We start from the raw sequence: 23,773 nt of genomic DNA, 5'->3' as shown, positions 1-23,773 counted from the left end.
CCGGGCCATGAATGCGTTACAGATCCATCAAAAGGCGACGCGGATCTTCCAGGGCTTCTTTCACGCGCACCAGGAAGGTCACGGCGCCTTTGCCGTCAACGATCCGGTGGTCATAGCTGAGCGCCAGATACATCATCGGGCGGATCACCACCTGACCGTTAATCGCCATCGGGCGGTCCTGGATCTTGTGCATACCAAGGATCCCCGATTGCGGCGGGTTCAGGATCGGCGAGGACATCAGCGAGCCATAGACACCACCGTTCGAGATAGTGAAGGTGCCGCCCTGCATCTCTTCCATCGAGAGCTTGCCATCACGGGCGCGGCGGCCCTTCTCGGCAATGGCTTTTTCGATGGCAGCAAAGGACATCGCATCCGCATCGTTGATCACCGGAACCACAAGACCCGTGGGGGTGCCCGCGGCAACGCCCATGTTCACATAGTTCTTGTAGACAATGTCGGTGCCGTCGATTTCAGCATTCACTTCCGGCACTTCTTTCAGCGCGTGGCAGCAGGCCTTGGTGAAGAACGACATGAAGCCCAGACGCACGCCGTGTTTCTTTTCAAACTCGGCTTTGTATTCGTTGCGCAGCGCCATCACCTCGGTCATGTCCACCTCGTTATAGGTGGTCAGCATGGCCGCGGTGTTCTGGCTGTCCTTCAGACGGCGCGCAATGGTCTGACGCAGGCGCGTCATCTTCACGCGCTCTTCACGAGCGGCATTATCAACCGGTGCTTTTGCCGCAGCCGGAACAGCTGCCGGGGCCGGAGCAGCCGCCGCTTTGGGCGCCGCCATCGCAGCCTGCACATCATGTTTCATCACGCGACCGTCACGTCCGGTGCCCTGAACCGACCCGGCAGCCAGACCCGCCTGCGCCATCATCACCTTGGCCGAGGGTGCGTCTTCCACGTCCTTGCCAGAGGCCACGGCGGCCGCCGGGTTCTGGGCCGCGGCAGGGGCCGCAGGGGCAGCCACAGCGCCTGCCCCACCGATTACGGCAAGCTTGGCGGTGGCGTCCACGGTGGAACCCTCCGGGGCAAGGATCTCGGTCAGCACGCCAGCTGCGGGGGCCGGAACCTCAACCGACACTTTGTCGGTTTCCAGTTCGCAAAGCATCTCATCGGCGGCAACCGTGTCACCCACCTGTTTGAACCAGCTGGCAACCGTGGCTTCCGACACGCTTTCGCCAAGGCTCGGCACCATCACGTCAACCGATGCGGCCGCGTCCGAAGACGCCGCCTGAGCGGGCGCGGCAGCAGCCGGGGCCGAGGCGGCGCCCGCGCCTTCGCCGATCGTGGCCAGCAGGGCATCCACCCCAACGGTCACGCCTTCACCGGCGACGATTTCGCCCAGAACACCCGCAGAGGGGGCCGGCACTTCGACCGTCACCTTATCGGTTTCCAGCTCGCAGAGCATTTCATCTGCGGCGACGCTGTCCCCTGGTTTCTTGAACCAGGTGGCTACGGTTGCTTCCGTCACGCTTTCACCCAGGGTGGGCACACGTACTTCAATGCTCATGGGTTAATTCCCTTCCAAGTTCAGCGCGTCGTTCACCAGCGCTTCCTGTTGTGCTTTGTGCTGTGAGGCCAGGCCCGTTGCGGGCGAAGCCGAAGCCGGACGACCGGCATAGATCGGGCGGGTATGCTTGGCGCCGATGCGCGTCTGCACCCATTCGATATTGGGTTCCACGAAGGTCCAGGCGCCCTGGTTCTTCGGTTCTTCCTGACACCAGACGATTTCGGCGTTCTTGAAGCGCTCCATTTCACGGACCATCGACATGGCCGGGAACGGATAGAATTGCTCAAGCCGCAGAAGATAGATGTCGTCAATGCCGCGGGCATCGCGCTCTTCCAGCAGGTCGTAATAGACCTTGCCCGAACACAGCACCACGCGTTTGATCTTGTCATCAGCCACCAGTTTCGTGTCCGAATTGCCCTTCTGCGCGTCATCCCAGAGGACCCGGTGGAAGCTTGACCCTTCGGTGAAATCCTCAGCGGTTGAGACACACATCTTGTGGCGCAGAAGCGATTTCGGCGTCATCAGGATCAGCGGCTTGCGGTATCCACGGTGCATCTGGCGACGCAGGATGTGGAAATAGTTCGCGGGCGTCGAGCAGTTGGCAACAATCCAGTTGTCCCCGCCACACATCTGCAAGAACCGCTCCAGACGCGCCGAGCTGTGCTCCGGCCCCTGCCCTTCGAAGCCATGTGGCAGAAGCACGGTCAGACCGGACATGCGCAGCCATTTCGCTTCACCTGACGAGATGAACTGGTCGAACATGATCTGCGCCCCGTTGGCAAAATCGCCAAACTGCGCTTCCCACATCACCAGAGCATTCGGCTCAGCCAGCGAATAGCCATATTCAAAGCCCAGCACCGCATATTCCGACAACATCGAGTCGATGACCTCGTAATGGGCCTGACCCTCGCGGATGTTGTTCAGCGGATAGTAACGTTCTTCGTTGTCCTGGTTGATCAGGCCTGAATGGCGTTGCGAGAAGGTGCCGCGGGTACAGTCCTGACCAGCGAGACGCACCGGGAACCCTTCGGTCAGCAGGGACCCGAAGGCCAGCGCCTCGGCCGTTGCCCAGTCAAAGCCCTTACCGGTTTCGAACATTTTCGCCTTGGTATCGAGCAGGCGTCCCACCGTCTTGTGCAGCGGATACCCTTCAGGCGCCGTCGACAAAGCCTTGCCCACTTCGACAAAGGTCTCGTCCTTGATCGCCGTCTGACCGCGCTGATATTCCTCAGCCTTCTTGTCAAGATGCGACCAGCGGCCATCCAGCCAGTCCGCCTTATTCGGCTTGAACTCCTTGCCCGCTTCGAACTCTTCATTCATGCGGGCCTGGAACGCGGCTTTCATGTCCTCGATTTCGCCAGCCGGGATCAGCCCCTCTTTCACAAGGCGATCCGTATAGACCTGCAGCGTGGTCTGGTGTTTCTTGATCTTCTTATACATCACCGGGTTGGTGAACATGGGCTCGTCGCCCTCGTTATGACCAAAGCGGCGATAGCAGAAGATATCCAGAACCACGTCCTTGTGGAATTTCTGACGGAATTCGGTGGCCACCCGTGCGGCATGCACCACGGCCTCGGGATCATCGCCATTCACGTGGAAGATCGGGGCTTCCACCATCAGGGCGATGTCAGTCGGATAGGGGCTTGACCGCGAGAAATGCGGCGCAGTGGTAAAGCCGATCTGGTTGTTCACCACGATATGCATGGTGCCGCCGGTCTTGTGACCAACAAGACCCGACAGGCCGAAACATTCTGCCACAACACCCTGACCGGCAAAGGCGGCATCGCCATGCAGAAGGATCGGCAGAACCTGCATGCGGTCCTTGTCGCCCAGCTGTTCCTGCTTGGCGCGGGCCTTGCCCAGAACCACCGGGTTCACCGCCTCAAGGTGCGAGGGGTTGGCGGTCAGGCTGAGGTGCACATTATTGCCGTCAAATTCACGGTCCGAGCTGGCGCCAAGGTGGTATTTCACGTCCCCCGAGCCATCAACCTCTTCCGGTTTGAAGCTGCCGCCCTGAAATTCGTTGAAAATCGCGCGATAGGGTTTCTGCATCACATTGGCGAGCACCGACAGACGACCGCGGTGCGGCATGCCGATGATGATGTCCTTCACGCCCAGCGCACCGCCGCGTTTGATGATCTGTTCCATGGCGGGGATCAGCGCCTCACCCCCGTCCAGACCAAAGCGTTTGGTGCCCATGTATTTCACATGCAGGAATTTCTCGAACCCCTCGGCCTCGACCAGCTTGTTCAGGATCGCACGACGCCCCTCGCGGGTGAAGGTGATTTCCTTGTCGAACCCCTCGATCCGCTCTTTCAGCCAGGCAGCCTGCTCCGGGTCCGAAATATGCATGTATTGCAGGGCGAATGTGCCACAATAGGTGCGTTTCACGATCTCGACAATCTGGCGCATCGAGGCGATTTCCAGCCCCAGCACGTTGTCGATGAAAATCGGCCGGTCCATGTCGGCCTCGGTGAACCCGTAGGATGCCGGGTTCAGCTCGGGATGATTTGTCGCCTCGCGCATGCCAAGCGGATCAAGGTCAGCAGCCAGGTGGCCACGGATCCGGTAGGCGCGGATGATCATCAGCGCGCGGATACTGTCCAGCACCGCCTGTTTGATCGCCTGATCAGAGACCTGAATGCCCTTTTCGGCAGCCTTGTCGGCAATTTTCTTGCCCGCAGCCTTGCCATCCTTGGCAGTCTCCTCATCCGGCCACATGCCATCAAGGCTGTGCACCAGATCACCGGTCGGTGTCGGCGGCCAGTCAGTGCGCGCCCAGCTGGGCCCTTCGGCCTCGGCAATGGCGTCCTGACCATCGTCCCCCATTTCGGCAAAAAACGCAGCCCAGGCTGCGTCGACCGCCGAAGGGTCCTTGGCATATTGTGCGTAAAGCTGTTCCAGATACTCGGCATTATGGCCTTGCATAAAGCTGGACGCATGGAAGATGTCGTTGGGGCTTTGATCCGTCATGGGTGTCGGTCTCAACTGAAATTGGAATGCAGGCGCCCGGACCATACCGGACGCCTGCGTTTTAAATGTTTATTTGCCAATGGCTTCCAGAACGGCCTCGCCCAGCGTTGCCGGGCTGTCGGCCACCACGATGCCAGCGGAACGCATGGCTTCGATCTTGTCCTCGGCGCCACCTTTGCCGCCGGCCACAATCGCACCGGCATGGCCCATGCGACGGCCCGGAGGGGCGGTGCGGCCAGCAATAAAGCCAGCAACCGGCTTCCAGCGGCCTTTTTTCTTCTGTTCGGCCAGGAATTCAGCAGCTTCTTCTTCTGCCGAACCACCGATCTCACCGATCATGATGATCGACTGGGTCTCATCATCGTCCAGGAACATGTCCAAGACGTCGATATGCTCGGTGCCCTTGATGGGGTCACCACCGATACCAACTGCGGTCGACTGGCCCAGACCAATGTCAGAGGTCTGTTTCACAGCCTCATAGGTCAGGGTGCCGGAGCGCGACACAACACCAACCGAGCCACGTTTGTGGATGTGACCGGGCATAATGCCGATTTTGCACGCATCAGGCGTGATCACGCCGGGGCAGTTCGGGCCGATCAGGCGCGACTTGGAGCCTTCCAGAGCTCGTTGCACACCCATCATGTCCAGCACCGGAATGCCTTCGGTGATGCAGACAATCAGCTCCATCTCAGCGTCGATCGCTTCAAGGATCGAATCCGCGGCGAAGGGCGGCGGAACATAGATCACCGATGCGTTGGCTTCGGTCTTGGCTTTCGCCTCGTGCACCGAGTTGAAAACGGGCAGGTTCAGATGCTCCATGCCACCTTTGCCCGGGGTCACGCCCCCGACCATTTTGGTGCCATAGGCAATTGCCTGTTCCGAGTGGAAGGTGCCCTGCGAGCCGGTAAAGCCCTGACAGATGACCTTGGTATTTTCGTCGATAAGGACTGCCATTTGGTAGTCTCCTAATTTGTAAATTTCAGCGATCTATCGAACGCAAATTTCACGGTAATTGCCCAACAAGGAGAAATGTTCTGCCTTTCCGGCCAGAGTATTTCACATCCCCTACGTAGATTTCGTAGACACGAGACCCGCGCTTGTAGGCCCCTAGAATAGCCGTCTTCGCACCCGAAATTTTGCCCGCTTTAAGCTTTGCTTTCACGGCAACATAACCGCGCTTCAACAGCAACGCTTCCAGTGGGGCTTTCAGATCAGCAGCGAAACGCCCAACCGAGACAACATTGCAACCAGCAACAAACGGTCGTCTGTAATTGAGCATGGAAGGATCGACTTCGTAGATCGTCCCTTTGGCATCTTCATTTTCGAGGGTAAAGAGCTCTTCGTTCATACTCGCAACCCTCATTCCAGCATGGGAAATAAGAGGGCGCGATTTTGCATTCGAAATCTCTCCTTGCAGGCAGGCATTTGAAAACCCCTTCAAAACGGAGTTGGGATCAGCTTCTGCCACTGAACTAGCAAAACCTAGTCCAAGAATTCCGAAGCCCAACACCAGTTTGTAAGAAGCTTTTTTCATCAGCCTTTCACCGCTTTCACGATTTTCTCGGCGCCGTCCGACAGGTTGTCGGCAGCGATCACGTCAAGACCTGAGGTGTTGATGATCTCTTTACCGGCTTCCACATTGGTGCCTTCCAGACGCACAACCAGCGGAACCTGCAGGCCCACTTCTTTCACGGCTGCAACCACGCCCTCGGCGATCACGTCACAGCGCATGATGCCGCCGAAAATGTTCACAAGGATGCCCTTCACATTGGGGTCCGAGGTGATGATCTTGAAGGCTTCGGTCACTTTCTCTTTGGTCGCACCGCCACCCACGTCGAGGAAGTTGGCCGGTTCAGCGCCGTAGAGCTTGATGATGTCCATGGTGGCCATGGCCAGACCTGCACCGTTCACCATGCAGCCGATTTCACCGTCCAGAGCGATGTAGTTCAGGTCGTATTTCGACGCTTCCAGCTCTTTCGGGTCTTCTTCGGTCACATCGCGCAGCTCGGCAATATCCGGGTGGCGATAGACTGCGTTGCCGTCAAAGCCAACCTTGGCGTCGAGCACCTTGAGGTCGCCGCCTTCGGCCACGATCAGCGGGTTGATCTCCAGCATCTCCATGTCTTTCTCAACGAAAGCCTTGTAGAGCTGGCCCATCAGTTTCACGCATTGCTTGATCTGAGCGCCTTCAAGGCCCAGCGCAAACGCGATGCGGCGGCCGTGGAAGCCTTGGTAACCGGTTGCCGGATCCACCGAGAAGGACAGGATCTTTTCGGGGGTCGCTGCGGCCACCTCCTCAATGTCCATGCCACCTTCGGTCGAGCAAACGAACGAAATGCGCGAGGTCTGACGGTCGACCAGCAGAGCGAGATACAGTTCGCGCTCGATGCCGGAGCCGGCTTCGATATAGATGCGGTTGACTTGCTTGCCGGCCGGGCCGGTCTGGTGGGTCACAAGGGTGCGGCCCAGCATCTTCTTGGCTTCTTCGGCGGCTTCTTCCACCGATTTGGTCAGGCGCACACCGCCTTTTTCGCCAGCATCAGCTTCCTTGAAGGAACCTTTGCCGCGGCCACCTGCGTGAATTTGGGCTTTGACCACCCAAAGCGGGCCGTCGAGTTCACCTGCGGCGGTCTTGGCATCTTCTGCTTTCAATACGGCGCGACCCTCGGAAACGGGGGCACCGTAGGATTTCAGAAGGGCCTTCGCCTGGTATTCATGAATGTTCATGAAATCATCCTATCCAGTTGGTCCAGTGTGTTCCCGGTCAGAATGCACAACAGAACATGTAAAGAAACGATTTTTGACGGGAAAATGGGTTTTTTCGGTATTTTTTTCTCATTTGTGATCACACCCTCAAAACCTGTGATCACAAATTGGAAATGCCGCATATTGCCCTGAAAATGTCGCTGCTTCTGCCCGAAAGAACGTAAATCACCCAAAATCAGCAACTTCTGGGAAGAAACCCGTAAATCTGGCGCGAATCTCTTTCTGAATTGGCTTCTCACATCGGGCTGGCTAGAGTGCAAGCAAGATCATTACCTGCGAGTTCCCTTTTGCCCGAAACACCTTGTCCAAGCTGGTCCGTCGTGTCCACCGTGCGCGAACCAATTCCGCTGGTTCTTGCCTTTGCCTGTCATCACCTCTCGCTTGGGGCGCATCGGGTTCACCTTTATTTCGACAACCCGCAGGACCCGGCGGCAGAGCTGCTTGAGACCCTTGATGGCGTCGAGGTCACCCGTTGCGATCCCGCCCACTGGGCCAGGTTGAACAATGGCACCGTCCCGCCGCTGCAGACCGGGCGACAGGCGCTGAACGCAAACGATGCCAAGCACAGAAGCAAAGCAGATCTGATCTTGCATATTGATGCGGACGAATTTCTTTGGGCACCGGGCGACGCGATGGCGCAGGATTTCAGCTTTCAAACACCCTGGCTGAAAATTCCCAATCTGGAACGGTGCTGGGGGCCTGTCCCCCACCCCGCTCAGACCTATGGCCTGTTCGGAGGGATGTTGCGCGGCGCGATCAAGGATCGTGATCTGGCCCGAGACATCTATGGGGCCAGCAACCGGTTCATGTCTGGCGGCATGGGTGGGCATAGCAGCGGAAAGACCCTGACCCCGCGCAAAGAGGACGGTTTTATTGCCATCCACAACGCCAAGACAAAACGCGGGGGGGATGTGCTGCCTCACGAAACGGCGCAGCATCTTCGGATCTTGCATTTTGACGGTATCACGCCGCTGCACTGGGCCTATAAATCGCTGAAATATGTCGAACGTACCAACCATTGGAACATGCTGTTGAACAACGCACGCAAACGCAACGTGATGGCGATCAATGGTGCGGAAGATCCCCTGGCCGAGGCGCTTCTGATTTATGATGAGCTGTTTTGCCTGAACGGCTGGCAGGCACGACAATTGTCAAAGCGCGGCAAGCTGATTGAGATGGCGATTGATCCCTTGGCGTCCATTGCCAAGATCGCCCCCGGGCTTGAGGTCGACCTCACCACCAGCGGGTTCAACGCCAATCTTCGGACAGAGGCCGAAACGCTGGCAAAGCGGATCCGAGAACGCAACCTCTGACAGTCCCCGATCCCCACGAAATGCAAAAAGCCGGCGCAGTTGCACCGGCTTTTCTTTTTCATCTCAATAACTTGAATTAAGCCAGCGAGGGGTCGATTTCTTTACAGGCAGAGACAAGGCCCTTCACCGCGTCAACCGACTTGTCGAACATGGCTTGTTCTTCTTTGTTCAGCTCAATGTCGATGACTTTCTCGATGCCGTTTGCGCCGATGATGGTCGGAACGCCCACATAGAAGCCGTCAAGACCGTAGGCACCGTCAACGTAAGCCGCGCAGGGCAGCAGGCGTTTCTGGTCGTTCAGGTAAGCCTGAGCCATTTCGATCGCCGAAGCCGCCGGGGCATAATATGCCGAACCGGTTTTCAAAAGGCCAACGATCTCGGCGCCACCGTCACGGGTGCGCTGAACGATTGCGTCCAGTTTCTCTTGGCTGGTCCAGCCCATTTTCACCAGATCCGGCAGCGGGATGCCGCCAACGGTCGAGTAACGGGTCAGCGGAACCATGGTGTCACCGTGACCACCCAGAACGAACGCGGTCACGTCACGCATCGACACGTCAAACTCGACCGACAGGAAGTGACGGAAGCGCGCCGAGTCCAGAACGCCGGCCATGCCGACCACTTTCTCATGCGGCAGGCCCGAGAACTCGCGCAGCGCCCAAACCATGGCGTCCAGCGGGTTGGTGATGCAGATCACAAAAGCGTTCGGGGCGTGCTGGGCAATGCCTTCACCCACCGATTTCATGACTTTCAGGTTGATCCCCAGAAGGTCATCACGCGACATGCCCGGTTTGCGCGGCACACCGGCGGTCACGATGCAGACGTCAGCACCAGCAATATCGGCATAGTCGGTGGTGCCGGACAGGGCAGCGTCAAAACCTTCAACCGGGCCGCTTTCCGCGATGTCCAGTGCCTTGCCCTGCGGGATACCGTCGGCGATGTCGAAAAGGACAACGTCGCCCATTTCTTTCAGAGCTGCGAGGTGGGCCAGGGTGCCACCGATCATACCCGAACCGATGAGGGCAATTTTGGGTCGTGCCATGAGAATGATCTCCATCCATTGAAATTTGACGCTATGCCTAGTCGCAATGTCGTTTTCACGCAAGGGCGCTGCGATGCGGCATATCTTGGAGGTTGCGTAGAGCAAGGTGACACGATAGCGCTAAAGCGACTTAAAACATGCAGTTTGCACCGAACCTATGCCGGAAATTCTGGATTTCACATTCTTTGCCTTCGCGATCCCGGCCGTGCTGTTTGCAGGCATTTCCAAGGGGGGATTTGGCTCGGGGGCTGCCTTTGCGGCAACCCCACTGCTTGCGCTGATTCTTGAGCCAGGCGCTGCAATTGGCCTGATGCTGCCGCTGTTGATGTTGATGGATGTGACCGCCCTGCGCCCCTATTGGGGCAAATGGAACGGAGATGCGGCGAAGACGCTGATCCTCGGCGCGCTGCCCGGCGTCGCATTGGGGGCGGTGCTGTATTCCATCGCCAATGCGGATCTGTTTCGCCTGCTGATCGGACTGATTGCGGTGGGGTTTGTCGCCTTCCAGATTGCCCGAGGCCGGGGGTGGATCCCGCCGGCGGCGCGCCCGATGGGCAAGGGACCGGGCTTGTTCTGGGGCGTTTTGGCGGGACTGACCAGCTTTATCAGCCATGCGGGCGGCCCCCCCGCGGCGGTGTTCCTGCTGTCGCGCCGCCTCGACAAGCTGAGCTTTCAGGCCACCACGGTGATCGTCTTTTGGGCGATCAACGGGATGAAATTCATCCCCTATGCGGCCCTTGGCATCTTTTCATGGCAAACGATCAAGGCCGATCTGTTCCTTGCCCCCTTTGCGGTCGCGGGCATCTGGGCGGGTGTGAAACTGCACCATTTGATGCCCGAGCATTGGTTTTTCCGACTGACCTATGCGTTCCTGCTGATAACCGGCACCAAGCTGATCTGGGAAGGGCTGACCTGAAGCTGGCAGTCAGCCCCGCCATTAGGCGGGTTCCCCCAGCATGGCCGGAGTCAGTTCTTCGTTCAGCACCTCAAAGCTGCGGCCTGCGGCCACCAGGCAGGTGATCCCCTGCGGATTGGTCACGGTAATGGTCCAGCTGCCGCTTTCCGCAGAGGCAAACACTTCGACCACCGTATTATTTGTCGCCAGACCGATCGACTGCCGGGTCTCGCCATAGGTTTCCGCCAAGCGCTCCACCACCGCCAATCGCGGCGCACAATTGCGCCCCTGAGCATAGGCATTCTGCATCGACAGGAGCAGCGCCCCCGACACCAGCGCCAAGGCCAGGATCCGTTGTTTCAACAAAAGGTTCATGTGTCTTCCCTTTCATACAGGGGCGCTGCACCGGGCCATCCGGGTTACGGCGATACAGATCCCAAGTCCGATCAGGTGCCGAGCTGCATCCCGTGTCACCTGGGTGACATCGGTGGCCGACCACGGGCCCTCCCGTCGCTCGGCGGGTCCAATCAGCCTGCGCCTCAAGCCCGAAGAACTGGTTAACGCGCCGCACTTTGGCCCTGACGGGCAGGAACGCCACGTAGAAATTCTGCAATGCAGCAAATCTACCCTTGCGAAATGCTGCGCAATCGCGATGCTGTGCGCAAGAATATTGCGGAGAACCAGAATCATGTCTCAACGTCCCTACCGGTCCGTCCTCTACATTCCCGGCTCGAAAGAGCGCGCTTTGGAAAAGGCGCGTGGCCTGGCCTGCGATGCGATCATTTTCGACCTCGAAGACGCCGTTGCCCCCGATGCCAAGGTCGAAGCCCGCGCCACTCTGCGCGCCGAACTCGACAAGGGCGGATATGGCAACCGCGCCAAGATTGTTCGCATCAACGGGTTTGATACCGAATGGGGCAAAGAGGATGTGGCGGCCATGGTGGGCGCGGATATCGACGCCATCCTGATGCCGAAAGTGGGCTCAGCCGCGCAGCTCGATGACCTGGCCGCGCTGATCCCTGACGTGGATCTCTGGGCAATGATGGAAACTCCGATGGGGATGCTGAATGCTGCTGAAATTGCAGCCCATCCGCGCCTGAAGGGCTTTGTCATGGGCACCAATGATCTGGCCAAGGAGTTGAACACCCGGTTCCGCGCCGACCGCCTGCCGATGATGGGCGGGCTGCATATGTGCCTGATCGCCGCCAAGGCTTATGATGTTGTGATCGTCGATGGCGTCTACAACGCTTTCAAGGACGAAGACGGTCTGCGGGCCGAATGTGACCAGGGGCGCGATATGGGCATGGATGGCAAAACGCTGATCCACCCGGCCCAACTGGCCGTTGCCAACGACGCCTTTGCGCCTTCTGACGCGGAAATTGACCTCGCCCAGCGCCAGATTGCCGCTTTTGAAGAGGCAGAAGCCTCGGGTCAGGGCGTTGCGGTTGTGGATGGTAAAATCGTCGAAAACCTGCATGTTGTGACGGCAAAAGGTATTCTGGCCAAAGCCGAGGCGATCAAGGCGCTGGAGGGCTGAGGCCCAACACGTTCGGAGACCCATCATGACCCTTCTCATCCTCGGCCTCGCCCTGTGGTATATCGGCCATTTCTGGAAACGCGCCCTGCCCGGGCGCCATGCCGCCATGGGTGAGAAGGCCAAAGCTGTGTCCGCCGGGATCATTCTGGCGGGCGTGGTCGTGATGGTGATCGGCTACAAGGCATGGGAAAGCTATGACCTGTTTGCCTATCCGACCTTCTTCAAACATATCAACAACCTGGCAGTGCTCATCGCCATCTACCTGATGAGCCCCGGCCCGTCGAAAGGCACAATCCTCTACAAGATGCGCCACCCGATGCTGACCGGTATGATCGTTTGGGCAGTGGCGCATATGATGGTGAACCCTGACCCGGCCTCTTACGTGCTGTTTGGCGGCTTGACCGTCTGGGCAGTGGCCGAGATGAAGGTGATCAATGCGGCGGACCCCAACTGGACCCCAAACCCGAAAGGCAGCATTGCCAAGGACGCGATGTTCCTTGTGGCCTCGGTGATCTTGCTTGCCGTGATCGGATATATACACGGGCTGATCGGCCCTGCGCCTTTTGGGGCGTGACCTCAAATCTAGGAGATGAAAGATGGCCAAAACCAATCCGGGCCGCTTCTTTGAAGACTATAAACTGGGCGACGAGATTGCCCACGCGGTGCCCCGCACCGTGGCCGAGGGGGAACGCGCCCTTTACCACGCGTTGTATCCGGCCCGTCACGCGCTTTACTCCTCGGACGAGTTTGCCGGGGCCTGTGGGCTGGAAGGGTCACCGCTGGATGATCTGATTGCCTTTCACGTTGTCTTTGGAAAAACCGTGCCGGATATCTCGCTGAACGCGGTGGCCAATCTGGGCTACGCTGAAGGCCGCTGGCTGAAACCGGTTTATCCGGGCGACACGCTGCGTTCGATGTCCAAGGTGATCGGCCTGAAAGAAAATTCCAATGGCAAATCCGGCGTGGTCTGGGTGCACACGGTGGGCATCAACCAGACCGGCGAGGCTGTGCTGGAATATGTGCGCTGGGTCATGGTGCGCAAAGGCAATCTGGAGGCCCCTGCCCCGGAAACCGTGATCCCGGAGCTGAAACAGGTTCTGGGCGTCGAAGACCTTGTCATCCCGGAGGGGCTGTCCTTTGAGGATTACGATTTCACCCTTGCAGGTGAGCCGCATCGCTGGGGCGACTACGAGATCGGTGAGAAAATTGATCACGTGGACGGCGTCACCGTGGAGGAAGCCGAGCACATGATGGCGACCCGCCTGTGGCAGAATACTGCCAAGGTGCATTTTGACGCCACCTTCCGTCCGGATGGGCAGCGGTTGATTTATGGGGGGCATGTGATTTCCATGGCCCGCGCCCTGTCCTTCAACGGGCTTGCCAACGCGCAGATGATTGTCGGTCTCAATGGCGGTGCCCATGCCAACCCCTGCTTCTCGGGCGATACGATCCGAGCGTGGTCAGAGGTTCTCGACAAGGCCGAAACCGGGGTGCCGGGCGTTGGGGCCATTCGCCTGCGCCTTGTCGCGGTCAAACATGGCGCAGAAGCGTTTGCGCTGAAAGGTGACGATGGCAAATACCTGCCCGATGTCATGTTGGATCTTGATTACTGGGCTCTGATGCCGATGTAATTTGAGGGAACCAACCTTCAATAGCGCCACCGCAACGGCTCAGATCAGCCCTGCGGTGGTGCAAAAAGGGCGGCATATTTCTGTGTGCCACGGCATACATTAACCAACTCTTTCCGTCAGAATTGCAGCACGTCATTTCGTGATCACAAATTATTTTTTTGTGATCACAGACGTGTTTTTTCGCATCTGTTAGCGCAAATTACGCATTTTTATCCCGAGTCAAGACGTGACTCTGTGCCGCAAAAGGGTCTATTCCTGTCGCAAAGGGTTTTTGCCGGACCCGTTCACCCCGTCTGGCAGACACTTTCCAAGACCACGCGCGCTTAGGATTTGACGCCCCTGCGGCCCGATCTCCAGAGCGCATCAAAGTCGCAACAGATCAAGAGGAGGCCGCCATGGCCGATGTGAACAGAGGCAACCGCCCTCTTTCCCCACACTTGCAGATTTACCGTCCGCAGCTGACCTCCATCTCCTCCATTTTTGCCCGCATCACCGGCGTGGCACTTCTGGGTGGCGCCGTATTGGTCGCCTGGTGGTTTTTCGCAGCCGCAATGGGACCGGGCTATTATGATTTCGTGAACGGCCTGATGACCTCGTTCATTGGCGATCTGGTCATGTTCATGGCGCTCTGGGCGCTGTGTTACCACGCGCTGTCCGGCCTGCGTCACCTGATCTGGGATATCGGTATCGGACTTGATATCGAAACCGCCGAGAAAATGGGCCTCGCTGTGATCGGTGGCTCGGTTGTGCTGGCGATCCTCGTCGCTCTGATTATCTGAGAAGGAACCTGACATGCAGTTTCTGACTGACCGCAAACGCGCCGTTGGCAAAGGTTCTTCCGGATCCGGAACAGATCATTTCTGGGGCCAGGCGATTTCGGCCCTTGGCCTGCTGGTGCTGATGCCCCTTTTCGCCCTGACCTTCGGCCACGCGCTTGGCATGGGCTATGAAGAGGCACTTGCCTATTACCAACGCCCCTTCCCCGCCATCATCGCCGCGATGACCATCGTCACCGCCATGGTCCACTTCCGCCACGGCATTCAGGTCGTGATCGAGGATTACTCGCGCGGGGTGACCAAAAAGGTGCTGGTGGCCGGTTGCACCGCCATCTCCTACACCATCATCGCCACGGCCCTTTATGGCCTTGGCCGCATTGCATTTTAAGACCGGAGCACCCCAATGGCAGCTTACGAATACGAAACCCACGAATATGACGTGGTCGTGGTCGGTGCCGGTGGCGCCGGTCTGCGCGCGACCCTCGGCATGGCAGAACAAGGCCTGCGCACCGCCTGTGTGACCAAGGTTTTCCCGACCCGTTCGCACACTGTGGCCGCACAGGGTGGCATCGCCGCATCGCTTTCTAACATGGGCCCGGACAACTGGCAGTGGCACATGTATGACACGGTGAAAGGCTCTGACTGGCTGGGTGACACCGACGCTATGGAATATCTGGCCCGCGAAGCGCCCAAGGCGGTTTACGAGCTGGAACATTACGGCGTGCCGTTCTCGCGCACCGAAGAAGGCAAGATCTATCAGCGCCCGTTTGGCGGCCACACCACCGAGTTCGGTGAAGGCCCCCCCGTGCAACGGACCTGTGCCGCTGCAGACCGCACCGGTCACGCGATCCTGCACACGCTCTACGGCCAGTCGGTCAAGAACAACGCCGAGTTTTACATCGAATACTTCGCCATCGACCTGCTGATGTCTGACGATGGTCAGTGTCAGGGTGTGGTGTGCTGGAAGCTCGATGACGGCACATTCCATGTCTTCAAGGCAAAGATGGTTGTGCTGGCCACCGGCGGTTACGGCCGCGCCTATTTCTCGGCCACCTCAGCCCATACCTGCACCGGCGACGGTGGCGGCATGGTGATGCGCGCAGGCCTGCCAATGCAGGACCTTGAGTTTGTTCAGTTCCACCCGACCGGCATCTACGGCTCTGGCTGTCTGATCACCGAGGGTGCCCGCGGCGAAGGCGGCTACCTTGTGAACAGCGAAGGCGAGCGGTTCATGGAGCGTTACGCGCCCCAGTATAAAGACCTCGCCCCGCGCGATTACGTGTCGCGGTCCATGACCATGGAAATCCGCGAAGGCCGTGGCGTGGGCAAAGATGGCGATCACATCTTCCTGCATCTCGACCACCTGCCCGCCGAGGCACTGGCCGAACGCCTGCCGGGCATTTCGGAAAGCGCCAAGATCTTTGCAGGCGTGGATGTGAACAAGGAACCGATCCCGGTTCTGCCCACCGTTCACTACAACATGGGCGGCATCCCGACCAACTATTGGGGCGAAGTGCTGAACCCGACCGCAGAAGATCCGACCGCTGTTGTGCCGGGGCTGATGGCGGCAGGTGAAGCAGGCTGTGCGTCTGTGCACGGGGCAAACCGCCTCGGCTCCAACTCGCTGATTGACCTCGTGGTGTTTGGCCGCGCGGCTGCGATCCGGGCCGGTAAAGTGGTGGACAAGAACGCCGCGCATCCCGAGCTGAACACCGGTGCCGTCGACAAGATCTTCGAACGGTTTGACGGCCTGCGCTATGCAAAAGGCGCGATCCCGACCGCCGACCTGCGTCTGGAAATGCAGAAAACCATGCAACGCGACGCGGCCGTCTTCCGCACCGCGAAAACCATGGCTGAAGGCGTTGAAGCGATGACCGAGATTGCCGGCAAGATGGGCGACCTGAAGGTCACCGATACGTCGCTGGTCTGGAACTCGGACCTGATGGAAACGCTGGAACTCACCAACCTGATGCCGTCAGCCATCTCGACCATCGTATCGGCCGAGGCCCGCAAGGAAAGCCGCGGCGCCCACGCGCATGAGGATTTCCCGGATCGGGACGATGAGAACTGGCGTGTTCACACCATTTCACGCATCGACGAGACCGGCACCAAGGTAGACCTGTCTTACCGCCCCGTGATTGTGGATCCGCTCACCACCGAAGCCGAAGGCGGCATCAATCTCAAGAAAATCGCGCCCAAAGCGCGGACGTTCTAAGGAGGACGCCAGATGGTACAATTCAAGCTCCCCAAGAACTCGACCGTTCGCGTCGGCAAAACCTGGCCCAAGCCCGAAGGCGCCACCAATGTCCGCAAGTTCCAGATCTATCGCTGGAACCCGGATGATGGCGAAAACCCGCGGGTGGACAGCTATTTCGTCAATATGGACGAATGCGGGCCGATGGTTCTGGACGCGCTGATCAAGATCAAGAACGAGATTGATCCGACCCTCACCTTCCGCCGTTCCTGCCGCGAGGGGATCTGTGGATCTTGCGCGATGAACATCGACGGGATCAACACGCTGGCCTGTATTTACGGAATGGATGAGATCAAGGGTGACGTGAAGATTTATCCGCTGCCGCATATGCCGGTGGTGAAAGACCTGATCCCGGATCTGACCCATTTCTACGCCCAGCATGCCTCGATCATGCCGTGGCTGGAAACCAAGACCAACCGCCCGGCAAAAGAGTGGAAGCAGTCCATTGAGGACCGCAAGAAGCTTGATGGTCTCTATGAATGCGTGATGTGCGCCAGCTGCTCGACCTCTTGCCCGAGCTACTGGTGGAACGGCGATCGCTACCTCGGCCCGGCCGCGCTGCTTCATGCCTATCGCTGGCTGATCGACTCGCGCGATGAGGCCACCGGCGAGCGTCTGGACAATCTGGAAGATCCGTTCAAGCTCTACCGCTGCCACACCATCATGAACTGCGCCAAGACCTGCCCGAAAGGCCTGAACCCGGCCAAGGCCATTGCGTCGATCAAGAAGATGATGGTGGAACGCCACCTGTAAGCAGGTATAGGACATGGGTGATCTCATCTATGCAATCACATTGGCCGCCCTTGCCGGGGCGGCCATTCCTTTTGGGGCGTGGCTTGCCCGGTTCGACCAGCTTCTGCCTGGCACGATCCGCAATCAGACCAATCACTGGATCATGGCCTTCGGGGCAGGTGCCCTTCTCTCGGCAATTGCCTTGATCCTTGTTCCCGAAGGCCTGTCCCGCCTCCCGGGACCGCCTGCCCTGTTGCTTTTCCTACTGGGGTCTCTGGTCGCATTATTCGCGGACATAACCCTTGCACGTAGGGGGGGCTCCAAAGCTCAGTTCATGGCCATGCTGATGGATTTCATTCCAGAATCCCTCGCCCTCGGCGCCATTTTGACTGCTGATCCAAAAGTGGCTGCATTGCTCGCCTGCATGATTGGTGCCCAGAACTTACCGGAAGGTTTCAACGCAGACCGCGAGCTGGCAGTCGGCTCAGTGCCACGTCATACGCGACTGATACTTTTTGCAGCCCTTGTGCCGCTTGGCCCCCTTGCCGCTCTCACAGGGCATCAATTCCTGGCAGACCTTCCCACTGTTCTTGGCGCATTTATGTTGTTTTCAGCAGGCGGCATCCTTTACCTGATATTTCAGGACATTGCCCCGCAAGTTTCCGTCAAACACAGCTGGTCCCCGCCTCTGGGGGCAATCTTGGGTTTTGCATTTGGATTGGCTGGACATATCCTGACGTCATGACAGGATATTCCACCACACCCCTCGCCAAGAAACTCGGCCTCAAAGACGGGCAGCGCGTGGCGTGGATCAATCGCCCCGCAGCCCATAATCCCCTCACCACCAGCCGCGCGTTTATCCTCGTGGATGACGCCACGCCGGATCACCTCTCCGGCCCCTATGACGTGATCCATATGTTCACCGATGACCGCGCCACCTTGGAAACCGTCCTGCCCATCCTCCTCGCAAACCTCGATCGCGACGGCATGATCTGGATCTCCTGGCCCAAGAAAGCGTCGAAAGTTCCAACCGATATGAGCGAAGACATGATCCGCAACGCCGCCCTCAAAACCACCCTTGTTGACGTGAAAGTCTGCGCCGTGGACAGGATCTGGTCCGGCCTCAAACTCGTCATCCGCAAGGAACACCGCGCCACTCGCCCCCTTCCCTGATCTTTTTTTCTTGCCTGAAATACCTCCGCCGGAGGCAAGGCTCACGCAGTGAGCCACCCCCAAGCCTGCCGACCCTCAGGGAGAAAAGGCGCGGGAGCCCCCATCAGTCCCTTGCGCGCAAAACCTGTGCCGGTCGCACGGACAACGGACGCCACGCATAAAACAGCCCAGCCAGAATGGTCGCGATGATCCCCCCGACAACAATGGCAATGGCCGAAGCCGGCTCAAAAACATAGTCGTTTTCCATAATATAATGGGTCACAGCCCAGCCCGCGACGCCACCGGCAATCACGGCCACGCCCCCTGCAGCGGCCCCCAGAACGGCAGATCGCAGCGCAAAACTCATCAGGATTTCCGCCCGTGTGGCGCCCAGTGTCTTCAGAACCGCCGCCTCGTAGGTTCGCACACGCTCGCCTGCGGCTGCGGCACCGATCAACACCACAAACCCGGTCACCAAAGTGGCCAACGCCCCATAGGTGACGGCGGCGGCCACCTGTCCCATCAGGCCAGAGATGCGGGTGATAGCATCCCTTACCGAAATCAGCGTGATATTCGGGAAATTCCGGCCCAGATCACGCAAGATGGCAGGCTCGGCCTCCGGCTCCGCATAGATCGTCGCAAGCCAGGTATGGGGGGCGCCGGTCAATGCAGAGGGGTTCATGGTCAGAACAAACCCCATACCTGCTTGTGAAAAATCCACTTCGCGCAGGCTGGTGATCTCTCCCGTGATGTCCCGGCCCAGAATATTCATGGTCACGCTGTCTCCCAGCCCAATCCCCATTTCCTCGGCCTCCTCTGCGGCAAAGGAAATCTGCGGCGGGCCCTGGTAATCCTCGGGCCACCATTCCCCCGCCACAACATGGGTACGGGTGGGCTTGGCCGAATAGGTCAGCGCACGATCCCCTTGCACCACCCAATGATTGCCCGCGACCTCCTGCGCGGGCTGGCCATTGATCCTGGTCATCACCCCTCGCAGCATCGGCGCGGTATCGACCCGCGACACGCCTTCATCCGCATTCAGTCGCGCCAGAACGCCCTCGATCTGATCAGGCTGGATATCAACCACAAAAAAGCTTGGCGCAACGGCAGGCAGGTCACGCGCAATCGCGCCGCGCAGGTTGTTGTCGATCTGCCCCACAGCGGCGAGCACCGAAAGCCCCAGTCCAAGGGAGAGCACCACCGCGCCGGCCTCTCCACCCGGCCCCCCCACGGCGCTGAGGGCCATACGCGGGATCGGGTGCCCTCGCAGACCAGGCAGATGCCCAAGCCAACGGGCCAGATGCCGAATTCCCAGCCCGGTCAGGGCGAGCGCCGCAAAGGCCCCCGCAACGCCGACAAACGTCCAGAGCGCCAGCTCAAACATGCCTGACAGGAGTGCGGCAAGAAAGACCAGGATCACCAGCACGGCAAGGGTCATCAGAACATACACAAGACGGGGCCAGCGCGCGCGGCCAAGGGCGGCATCGCGAAACAGAGAGGCTGGCTGCACGTCTTCGGTCTGGGCCAGCGGCCAAAGCGTGAAGAGAAGCGTTGCCAGCGCGCCATAGATGGCGGCCTCGATCAGGGGGCTGGCATAAACGGAAACGGCTGCCTCAATGGGCAAGGCCGCTGCGATAACAGGGGCAAGCACAAGCGGAATGGCCGCTCCAATTGCGAGCCCGATCATCAGCCCCAGCATGGTCAGAACCGCAATCTGCATGAAGTAGCTGAAGAAAATCACTCGCCGCGTGGCACCCAGCGCACGCAGAATGGCAATGGTTTCTGTCTTGCCATCAAGATAGGCCCTGACGGCCGCTGAAATCCCGACACCTCCAACCGCCAGACCGGCAAGTCCAACCAGAACAAGGAACGAGGAGAGACGCTCGATGAACCGGCTGATCCCGGGCGCACCATCGCGCGCATCCTGCCAGCGCGCTCCGGTTTGTCCGAGCTGCGCCATGACGCTGGGTTTGACCTCTGTCAGATCGTGCCCTTCGTCCAGACGCAACCGGTATTCGCTGTCAAACAAGGTGCCCTGCGCGAGCATTCCCAGGCGCGTCAGATCCTCGCGTGCAACCAGTGTGCGTGGCCCAAGACCAAACCCGCCGGTGGCATTGTCTGGCTCGCTGACCAGCTCTGCCATCAGAACAAACCGGTTGCCCCCCAGCGCAAATTCCTGACCGACCACCAGCCCCAACCGGTCCATCAACAGGTCATCCATCACCGCGCCGGGCAGGTTATCCTTGCCCGAAAACGCCTGCGCAAGCGGGATCGGCGGGTCCAAAATAACCTGTCCATAAAGGGGATAGTTTTCATCCACAGCCTTCACCTGCGTGAGGCCTCGATCCTCCTCCACCACAGCCATGGAGCGAAAGTCGGCGATCACCGAAACAGCGTCGGCTGATTGCATCAGCACCGCCTGTTCGGCCTCATCTGCAAACCGGTATGTGAAGGAAACCGACGCATCACCGCCAAGAAGCACCGCCCCCTGATCCGCCAGCCCCTGCTGCAGGCTTTCACGCACTGAGCCGATGGCCGCAATCGCGGCCACCCCCAAGATCAGGCAGGCCAGGAAAATACGAAAGCCGCGCAGCCCCCCGCGCATATCGCGCCGGGCGATCCGAGCGGCCTGCCTCATCTCACGGATCATACCAGGACCCCGTCCTGAAGGCACAGGGTCCGGTCGCAGCGGGCCGCAAGCTCAGCTGCGTGGGTGACCATGATCAGGGTCGCCCCGTGGCGGTCGCGCAATCCAAACAGAAGATCCATGATCACATCCCCGGTGGCACCGTCAAGATTTCCGGTCGGTTCATCCGCAAGCAGGATATCCGGGCGCGGGGCCGCAGCCCGCGCAAGCGCCACACGTTGCTGTTCCCCCCCGGACATCTGGCTGGGATAATGGTGCATACGATGGTCAAGCCCAACCGCAGACAGCTCTTCCTCGGCCCGGACAAACGCCTCTGGGACGCCTGCAAGCTCCAGAGGGGTTGCAACATTTTCCAGCGCTGTCATGGTCGGGATAAGGTGGAAAGATTGAAACACCACCCCCATATGATCCCTGCGGAACCGAGCAAGCTGATCCTCGCCCATCTGCCCCAAATTCTGCCCCAAGGCGGTGATGGTGCCCCCGGTGGCGCGTTCCAACCCGCCCATCAGCATGAGGAGAGAGCTTTTGCCAGACCCCGACGGCCCCGTCAGCCCAAGCGTTTCCCCACGCTCAACAGCCAGATCAATGCCCTTGAGGATCTCGGTCCGTCCTGCATTGCGCCCCAGCGTCAACCGGGCATCAGTCAGGGTCAGGACGGCGGATTGGGCGGCATCGGGCATCGGGCACCTGTCAGGAGAAAAGCAATGAGTTCCAACGGATATGGGGTGAAAAAAGCCATGAACAAGCCCTTTGCGAAAATTGCCGCCCGGCTGGCGCATCTGGCGCGCCTGTCTTTCGTCTTTGCCCTGTCTGTTCCGCATCTCAGCCACGCCGACACGCCCGTCACCCTTCTGGCCCTTGGGGACAGTCTGACCGCCGGATACGGCCTGAACCAAGGCGACGGGTTTGTTCCGCAATTGCAGACATGGCTGCGCACGCACGGGCGCAACGTAACCGTCATCAATGCCGGGGTCTCGGGTGACACAACAGCGGGAGGCAGGGCGCGGCTGGGCTGGTCCCTGACAGATGAGGTGGATCTGGTGCTGGTCAATCTGGGCGGGAATGACATGCTGCGTGGCCTGCCTGCTACGGAAACGCGCAGAAACCTTGATGCGATCCTCACCGAAATCAATACCCGCAACCTGCCTTCTGTGTTGATCCGTGTGCCCGCCTCCCTGAATTTCGGCACAGCAGAGAAAGCGGCGTATGATCAGGCCTTTGCCGATCTCGCGTCAAAGCATGGGAGCACATTCATCCCCAACTTTTTCACAGCCCTGGACAACGCTGAAACAACGCAGGAAGACCGACAGGCCGCGCTGCGGGACTACATGCAACCGGACGGGCTTCACCCGACCCGGCAAGGTGTGAAGCTGATCGTGGATCAGATCGGCCCGACAATTCTGATGGCCCTTCCAGCTGCGACCAGCAACAGCGCAGATGGGCAACAATAAAGCATTTCTGGACAGGTTTGAGGCACGGGTTTACCCCGAACCACGCGAAACAATGAACTCTTTTTCTTCACATTGTTTCCTCTTTGCCACAGTGCAAAACCGAAACGATTTTGCGTCCACGAAACCTTCCCAAAGGTCAGTTTTGCAAAATGGTTCTATTTTTACACGAACAACCTTTGGGTGTTATCATTTTGCAATTGGCCAAAATTGCACCCCAATACACCTATACTTATTGATAGGTGTTCCACAACCCACCCATATGTCAGTGTTTTTTATTGTCACCTAGCATTTCAAACACTTAGGCGCGTCATTGAAAATTCTCCTAGCAGTAGAAGATCCCACGCTGTCCAACTCTCTGAACACAGCTCTGGACACGCTGCCATTCCACGAACGGTTGCTGGTTTCCACATCACGACAGGCGCTTGAAGCGGTGGGGCATGGCCCATTTGATCTGGTCATCCTGGACTATCAACTGCCTGACCTGCAGGGGATGAATACTGTGTCGCGATTGTCCCGTGCCTTCGCGCAGACAAAGATGGCCCTTGTCTTGCAGGGGGGATCGCTTGAGCTGGCGCAACGGGCCCAACAAGCAGGGGCCAACGCCGTTTTATCGCGCGAACTGGACGCAACGGATCTGGCGCGTGTCTTGCCCCTCGCCCTGAGGGGGAAGTATGTGACCTTGCTGAATGACCTGTTTCACGTCAACGGTCGACGCCCGCTGTCTCATCTGTCCGAGCGTGAAATTCAGGTGCTGCGCGGGCTGTGCGACGGGCTTCAGAACAAGGAGATCGCCCATTCCTTTTCCATTCAGGAAGTGACCGTCAAAATGCACATGCGCGCCGTGGTGCGCAAACTGGGCGCCAAGAACCGCACCCATGCCGCGATGATCGCCCGTGACCTCAACCTGATCTGAGCACTCACTCCTCGGGAGGGGTGTCATCCCAGCGATCTGACAGGATCCGTTGGCTGTTGCCATCCGGGTCGTCATATTGCTCGCTCCTGAGGGTCCAGAAAAAGGCCGCCAGCCCTGCCCCGCCCAACAGCAGCGAAATTGGGATGAGATACACAAGCACGTTCATGACGCAGCCTTT

Annotated in this window: 23 protein-coding genes; 13 read left to right on the top strand and 10 right to left on the bottom strand. The window is 59.0% G+C overall.

Annotation, left to right across the window (positions count from 1 at the left end; all coding sequences use genetic code 11):
• Positions 1–16: 16 nt before the first annotated feature.
• The 5 genes from odhB to sucC all read right to left on the bottom strand — a co-directional run bounded on the left by odhB (position 17) and on the right by sucC (position 7,216).
• Entirely contained in the window at positions 17–1,516 is a 1,500-nt protein-coding gene (gene odhB, locus XMD517_RS14770; protein ID WP_173485324.1) for a 2-oxoglutarate dehydrogenase complex dihydrolipoyllysine-residue succinyltransferase, read from the bottom strand.
• Positions 1,517–1,519: 3 nt separating this feature from the next.
• Positions 1,520–4,489 carry a 2-oxoglutarate dehydrogenase E1 component gene (locus tag XMD517_RS14765; RefSeq protein WP_173485323.1) on the bottom strand — a complete coding sequence of 990 codons (2,970 nt, stop codon included), beginning with the start codon at positions 4,487–4,489 and terminating at the stop codon, positions 1,520–1,522.
• Positions 4,490–4,558: 69 nt separating this feature from the next.
• A complete protein-coding gene (sucD, locus tag XMD517_RS14760; RefSeq protein WP_173485322.1) occupies positions 4,559–5,443 on the bottom strand; it encodes a succinate--CoA ligase subunit alpha in 885 nt (294 codons plus the stop codon).
• Positions 5,444–5,492: 49 nt separating this feature from the next.
• Entirely contained in the window at positions 5,493–6,023 is a 531-nt protein-coding gene (locus tag XMD517_RS14755) for a hypothetical protein (RefSeq protein ID WP_173485321.1), read from the bottom strand.
• Entirely contained in the window at positions 6,023–7,216 is a 1,194-nt protein-coding gene (gene sucC / locus XMD517_RS14750; protein WP_173485320.1) for an ADP-forming succinate--CoA ligase subunit beta, read from the bottom strand. Before sucC ends, XMD517_RS14755 begins: the two co-directional genes overlap by 1 nt.
• A 359-nt stretch (positions 7,217–7,575) precedes the next feature.
• Between sucC and XMD517_RS14745 the strand changes: the two genes are divergently transcribed.
• Positions 7,576–8,568 (top strand): glycosyltransferase family 2 protein, encoded by a 993-nt coding sequence (locus XMD517_RS14745; RefSeq protein WP_173487958.1) that lies wholly within the window; start codon positions 7,576–7,578, stop codon positions 8,566–8,568.
• Positions 8,569–8,644: 76 nt separating this feature from the next.
• Here XMD517_RS14745 and mdh read toward each other — a convergent pair whose 3' ends face one another.
• Complete coding sequence (gene mdh / locus XMD517_RS14740) at positions 8,645–9,607, bottom strand: malate dehydrogenase (RefSeq protein ID WP_055189046.1); 963 nt, start codon at positions 9,605–9,607, stop codon at positions 8,645–8,647.
• A gap of 157 nt (positions 9,608–9,764) precedes the next feature.
• Between mdh and XMD517_RS14735 the strand changes: the two genes are divergently transcribed.
• On the top strand, positions 9,765–10,523 hold the full coding sequence (locus XMD517_RS14735; RefSeq protein ID WP_173485318.1) for a sulfite exporter TauE/SafE family protein: 759 nt from the start codon (positions 9,765–9,767) through the stop codon (positions 10,521–10,523).
• A 21-nt stretch (positions 10,524–10,544) separates the two neighbouring features.
• Here XMD517_RS14735 and XMD517_RS14730 read toward each other — a convergent pair whose 3' ends face one another.
• The gene (locus XMD517_RS14730; protein WP_173485317.1) at positions 10,545–10,877 is read right to left on the bottom strand and encodes a hypothetical protein; all 333 of its coding nucleotides are present in this window, start codon (positions 10,875–10,877) and stop codon (positions 10,545–10,547) included.
• A 313-nt stretch (positions 10,878–11,190) separates the two neighbouring features.
• Here XMD517_RS14730 and XMD517_RS14725 point away from each other — a divergent pair, with 313 nt between their 5' ends.
• From XMD517_RS14725 to XMD517_RS14685, 9 genes are all read left to right on the top strand, one after another.
• Positions 11,191–12,039, top strand: coding sequence for a CoA ester lyase (locus XMD517_RS14725; RefSeq protein ID WP_173487957.1), 849 nt, complete (start codon positions 11,191–11,193; stop codon positions 12,037–12,039).
• Positions 12,040–12,064: 25 nt separating this feature from the next.
• Positions 12,065–12,613: an NnrU family protein gene (locus XMD517_RS14720; RefSeq protein ID WP_173485315.1), complete on the top strand. Its 549-nt coding sequence runs from the start codon at positions 12,065–12,067 to the stop codon at positions 12,611–12,613.
• A 22-nt stretch (positions 12,614–12,635) separates the two neighbouring features.
• Positions 12,636–13,670, top strand: coding sequence for a MaoC family dehydratase (locus XMD517_RS14715; protein ID WP_173485314.1), 1,035 nt, complete (start codon positions 12,636–12,638; stop codon positions 13,668–13,670).
• Between the two features lie 395 nt (positions 13,671–14,065).
• On the top strand, positions 14,066–14,449 hold the full coding sequence (sdhC, locus tag XMD517_RS14710; RefSeq protein ID WP_173485313.1) for a succinate dehydrogenase, cytochrome b556 subunit: 384 nt from the start codon (positions 14,066–14,068) through the stop codon (positions 14,447–14,449).
• 13 nt (positions 14,450–14,462) lie between these two features.
• A complete protein-coding gene (gene sdhD / locus XMD517_RS14705) occupies positions 14,463–14,834 on the top strand; it encodes a succinate dehydrogenase, hydrophobic membrane anchor protein (RefSeq protein WP_055188510.1) in 372 nt (123 codons plus the stop codon).
• A gap of 15 nt (positions 14,835–14,849) precedes the next feature.
• Positions 14,850–16,661, top strand: a complete 1,812-nt coding sequence (sdhA, locus tag XMD517_RS14700; protein WP_055188508.1) for a succinate dehydrogenase flavoprotein subunit — start codon at positions 14,850–14,852, stop codon at positions 16,659–16,661.
• A gap of 12 nt (positions 16,662–16,673) precedes the next feature.
• On the top strand, positions 16,674–17,453 hold the full coding sequence (locus tag XMD517_RS14695; protein ID WP_055188506.1) for a succinate dehydrogenase iron-sulfur subunit: 780 nt from the start codon (positions 16,674–16,676) through the stop codon (positions 17,451–17,453).
• A 313-nt stretch (positions 17,454–17,766) separates the two neighbouring features.
• Positions 17,767–18,177: a ZIP family metal transporter gene (locus XMD517_RS15760; protein WP_254449624.1), complete on the top strand. Its 411-nt coding sequence runs from the start codon at positions 17,767–17,769 to the stop codon at positions 18,175–18,177.
• The gene (locus tag XMD517_RS14685) at positions 18,174–18,605 is read left to right on the top strand and encodes a DUF3052 family protein (RefSeq protein ID WP_173485311.1); all 432 of its coding nucleotides are present in this window, start codon (positions 18,174–18,176) and stop codon (positions 18,603–18,605) included. The genes XMD517_RS15760 and XMD517_RS14685 overlap by 4 nt, the downstream gene beginning before the upstream one ends.
• Positions 18,606–18,708: 103 nt before the next feature.
• On the opposite strand, the gene XMD517_RS14680 is transcribed toward XMD517_RS14685, so the two are convergent.
• Both XMD517_RS14680 and XMD517_RS14675 read right to left on the bottom strand, forming a co-directional pair.
• Positions 18,709–21,222, bottom strand: coding sequence for an ABC transporter permease (locus tag XMD517_RS14680; protein WP_173485610.1), 2,514 nt, complete (start codon positions 21,220–21,222; stop codon positions 18,709–18,711).
• 8 nt (positions 21,223–21,230) lie between these two features.
• Positions 21,231–21,911, bottom strand: coding sequence for an ABC transporter ATP-binding protein (locus XMD517_RS14675; protein WP_173485310.1), 681 nt, complete (start codon positions 21,909–21,911; stop codon positions 21,231–21,233).
• A 24-nt stretch (positions 21,912–21,935) separates the two neighbouring features.
• On the opposite strand from XMD517_RS14675, the gene XMD517_RS14670 reads away from it, so the two are divergent.
• Both XMD517_RS14670 and XMD517_RS14665 read left to right on the top strand, forming a co-directional pair.
• Positions 21,936–22,682 (top strand): arylesterase, encoded by a 747-nt coding sequence (locus XMD517_RS14670; protein ID WP_368493339.1) that lies wholly within the window; start codon positions 21,936–21,938, stop codon positions 22,680–22,682.
• A gap of 310 nt (positions 22,683–22,992) precedes the next feature.
• Positions 22,993–23,595: a LuxR C-terminal-related transcriptional regulator gene (locus tag XMD517_RS14665; RefSeq protein ID WP_173485309.1), complete on the top strand. Its 603-nt coding sequence runs from the start codon at positions 22,993–22,995 to the stop codon at positions 23,593–23,595.
• 4 nt (positions 23,596–23,599) lie between these two features.
• Here XMD517_RS14665 and ccoS read toward each other — a convergent pair whose 3' ends face one another.
• Positions 23,600–23,761, bottom strand: coding sequence for a cbb3-type cytochrome oxidase assembly protein CcoS (ccoS, locus tag XMD517_RS14660; protein ID WP_173485308.1), 162 nt, complete (start codon positions 23,759–23,761; stop codon positions 23,600–23,602).
• Between the last annotated feature and the right edge of the window lie 12 nt (positions 23,762–23,773).

It is taken from the genome of Aliiroseovarius sp. xm-d-517, assembly GCF_013283135.1.
Classification (GTDB): domain Bacteria; phylum Pseudomonadota; class Alphaproteobacteria; order Rhodobacterales; family Rhodobacteraceae; genus Aliiroseovarius; species Aliiroseovarius crassostreae.
This window is presented reverse-complemented; position numbering and strand designations above follow the sequence as displayed.